This is a genomic window from Bartonella sp. CE47NXGY (assembly GCF_042195415.1).
Lineage (GTDB): Bacteria > Pseudomonadota > Alphaproteobacteria > Rhizobiales > Rhizobiaceae > Bartonella.
Genome location: NZ_JBHIOI010000073.1, coordinates 1 through 3,282, shown reverse-complemented (window position 1 = coordinate 3,282; position 3,282 = coordinate 1). Strand labels below are relative to the sequence as shown.

Here is a 3,282-nt window from a genome sequence, read left to right as displayed (position 1 = left end):
GGTGAAATTTGCTTTGTTATGTGTCGTCCTCATAGGAAAACAGCTTAAATAACGGCGCGGGCGCGGCGGGGGCGCCTCCTTATAACCATTTCATTTAAAAATTTGTTTGAATATTAGATTAGGGAGCTACCTATGACCACTAAAAATGTATCTAAAAAATATGAGCTTATAAATGAAAGTCACGTTAAAGGGATTACTTTATACCGCATACGTGCATTAAAAGACTTTGCTGATGTTAAAGCTGGTGATTTAGGCGGCTTTATTGAAAAGGAAGATAACCTTTCTCATGATGGCAATTGCTGGGTTTATGATAATGCTTGTGTTGTAAAATCTGGTCGTGTTTATGAAAATGCAAGGGTATATGGCAACGCTGTCATTGGTGGTTTTGTTTATGGCAATGCGCATGTATATGATAAAACCCGCGTGTATTTTGGAGCTCATGTTTATGATAATGCGCATCTTTCTGATAAGGTGTGGGTTTATCAATATGCAAGGGTTTATGGGAATGCAAAATTAACAGGAAATGCTCGTATTCATAGCAAGGCTGAGGTTTATGATCATGCTGTTGTAAGTAGCTCTTCAAAAATTTATGGCAAGGTTTATGGCAATGCTAGCGTGGGTGGGTATGTTAAGGTCTATGGTTCTGTTTATGGCAATGCTAAAGTGACTGGTTATCACACCATTAGAGGTTTGGTACATGGCAATGCAAGATTAAAAAGAAATGAGTATTCATATACAGAACAAAACCCTTATTATGCATATGGAATTCCTGAAGATTGTGAAATTTATGAAAACGATACCGTTGTAAAGATTAGTGAAAAAGCAGCGTAAATAAAATAACGGGGCGGGGGGCTGCTTTATAGCAAAAAAGCCGCGTCCTTTTAAGACACGGCTTTTGTTTGCAACTGGAAACTTATACATTTTAAATGTTAAAATATATTACACAAAACGTGTAAAAATGCAAGCCTTAATACATAAAAACCGCATCAAAATGAATTGATACGGCTTTTATTATCAAAACAGCTAGCGATCTAAATAAACGATTAAAAGAAATAACCGAAATATAAAAGAACGTCTCTTTATTGCACAAAACGTATCAAAAAGCAAGCTGTTAAGTAAAATAAAAATGGGATTCACACTGTAGATTCAGTGGGTTATGATAAATTCTGTTTGTAAAAATACACCATAATGTGTTATACTATCATCAGTTGTGAGTTTGTTTTGTTCTAAGTACTATTTTCCATTAAAGGACAGAAAGCAAATGCTTAATAAAGTGATTTTAATTGGTCATTTAGGTGCCAATCCAGAAAGCAAAACAATGTCATCTGGCATCGAGGTGGTCAATTTTCGAATGGCAACGTCTGAGAGCTATACAGACAAGGCAACCAATAAAAGAATAGACAAAACCGAATGGCATTCCATTGTGGTGTTTAATCCACACTTGGCAAAAGTAGCACTCCAGTATCTGAATAAAGGCAGCAAAGTTTATATCGAGGGGCGACTACAAACCCGTAAATGGCAAGATAAAAACGGTGTTGATCGCTATGTAACAGAAGTCATATTGCCTCAGTACAAAGGCGAGTTAAAGCTTTTAGATGGCAAAAATGATGATAATCAAGATCAGTCATCTGCTTATGACAGAAGCATTTACAGACCTCTTGATACGTCTCATACCGTTATGAATGATAGTGTTCCTTTTTAATAGAGGGTATTTAAATGTCTGATAAGCCGCCGCTCCATACCTTTAGTGCAATCTGTAAATCTAAGCCAGTTTATAACTATACTATTACAGATCAGGAGATAAAATCATTACAACATAATGCTGGTATTGGAAAATGCTGTGATATATTGGCAGGTTTTCTAGTTGGAATACTGATACTTGTCGCCATGTGGATGATAAATGATGACGATGATTGGAAAAAAATACCAGCCCTTGGTATATCAATAGTGTTACTGTTATTTGTAGTGATTTTGGATGAAGGGACACAGTCAAACTCAAAGGAAATTTGGGAAAACGTTAAACAGGTGTCTGAGGTTATCTGTGAAAAAAAATAAAAAAAGGGGACGCCCTAAAATAGCAGGGCAGGTAAGAGAACCAAACGGACGTATATCACGTGCAAAAGCACCGCGTGAAGCCGTTGATAAATTGGCAATAGAGATACGTGCAAAGCGCTTCGGTTTAACGCTACAGGAGGCAAAAAATCCACTTTCTGGTACTTATATAGGGCGGCTTTGTTTGCAAGGCGTGATTACTCAAGAGCAATATGATGCCGCGCAACAGTACTTACAGATAAGAAATAATTACCTTTGTGCAAAAGGCTTGCCTAATGCGATTTATGATGATGTGTCTACAAATTCAGATCCAGATAGCTTTGAACAATGGGTTCAAAAAGCAACAAATCACTATCAAGCCGTGAAAGAGGCACTAAAAGAAGCACAATGCCTTTATAGACAGTATAATCTTCATGCTGCGCTACAGTACCTCGTTATAGAAGATCAAATGCTACCCCACCTTGTGAATTCATTACGCGTTGCTCTTAATGCGCTTCAGAAGCATTTTTCAAAAAAGTAGATTTGAAAGAGATACTACCACCCATATATATATGGTATTGCAATAACAGCTAAGGCGGTCATTATTGTAAATAAAAACGCAGGAATCTTTAATCTAAATCGCCAGAGTATGTTAATCGGAAGAGACATTATGGTGATTATTATAAAGCCTATTACGAACCATTCTATTATTTGTTTTTTTTTAGAATGATGTTTTAATAATTCATAATAGTCTTTTTCACTTATAGAAGCTAGTCTAATGTCATTTCCGAGTTCTTCTCTGAGTTTTTTAAACTTATTAAAATTATAATCCAATATTTCTTCTGAAATACAAGTAACAAAAGAAGATGGATTTCGTACATCACGCAAAACAGGAATTTGGCCATCTGGGCATAGTTTTAAATACCTATCTTCTGCTAATGATTGACTACTTATATGGCTAGTGAATAAGATACTTATTATTCCGAATAAGGCAATTTTCTTTAAATACGATAATAACATTAGATTTTATCTTGTTTTTCATTGTTACATCTTCGCTTCATACAGATTCCCTTTGAAATTATCAATATGTGTTATTTTTATGTTGACAAAGTGTAGCAAATCGTATTTAATGACAAATACGGCACTGGTCGTACTGTATCTAAATGAGGGTGTGGTACAGTTCAAAATCCCCGCAAATGCGGGGTTTTTTATTATCTGGAGGGTGTATTTTATGACATCACAAAATACAGA

General features: G+C 35.7%; 5 protein-coding genes. 4 read left to right on the top strand and 1 reads right to left on the bottom strand.

Translation table 11 applies throughout. The features are described 5' to 3' along the window. Nucleotides 1-132: 132 nt before the first annotated feature. From ACFIL3_RS09330 to ACFIL3_RS09315, 4 genes are all read left to right on the top strand, one after another. Entirely contained in the window at nucleotides 133-831 is a 699-nt protein-coding gene (locus ACFIL3_RS09330) for a hypothetical protein (protein WP_375682141.1), read from the top strand. 430 nt (nucleotides 832-1,261) lie between these two features. Further along, a complete protein-coding gene (gene ssb / locus ACFIL3_RS09325; protein ID WP_375638633.1) occupies nucleotides 1,262-1,702 on the top strand; it encodes a single-stranded DNA-binding protein in 441 nt (146 codons plus the stop codon). A gap of 14 nt (nucleotides 1,703-1,716) precedes the next feature. Next, a complete protein-coding gene (locus ACFIL3_RS09320) occupies nucleotides 1,717-2,055 on the top strand; it encodes a hypothetical protein (protein WP_375611108.1) in 339 nt (112 codons plus the stop codon). After that, on the top strand, nucleotides 2,042-2,572 hold the full coding sequence (locus tag ACFIL3_RS09315; RefSeq protein ID WP_375681531.1) for a hypothetical protein: 531 nt from the start codon (nucleotides 2,042-2,044) through the stop codon (nucleotides 2,570-2,572). The genes ACFIL3_RS09320 and ACFIL3_RS09315 overlap by 14 nt, the downstream gene beginning before the upstream one ends. A gap of 14 nt (nucleotides 2,573-2,586) precedes the next feature. On the opposite strand, the gene ACFIL3_RS09310 is transcribed toward ACFIL3_RS09315, so the two are convergent. After that, complete coding sequence (locus tag ACFIL3_RS09310; protein WP_375612634.1) at nucleotides 2,587-3,051, bottom strand: hypothetical protein; 465 nt, start codon at nucleotides 3,049-3,051, stop codon at nucleotides 2,587-2,589. Nucleotides 3,052-3,282 lie beyond the last annotated feature (231 nt).

What these genes read in the sequence shown, in the direction of transcription:
- ACFIL3_RS09320 (WP_375611108.1), top strand. Translation starts at nt 1,717, where the DNA reads ATGTCTGATAAGCCGCCGCTCCATACCTTTAGTGCAATCTGTAAATCT.
- ACFIL3_RS09330 (WP_375682141.1), top strand. Translation starts at nt 133, where the DNA reads ATGACCACTAAAAATGTATCTAAAAAATATGAGCTTATAAATGAAAGT.
- ssb (WP_375638633.1), top strand. Translation starts at nt 1,262, where the DNA reads ATGCTTAATAAAGTGATTTTAATTGGTCATTTAGGTGCCAATCCAGAA.
- ACFIL3_RS09310 (WP_375612634.1), bottom strand. Translation starts at nt 3,051, where the DNA reads ATGTTATTATCGTATTTAAAGAAAATTGCCTTATTCGGAATAATAAGT.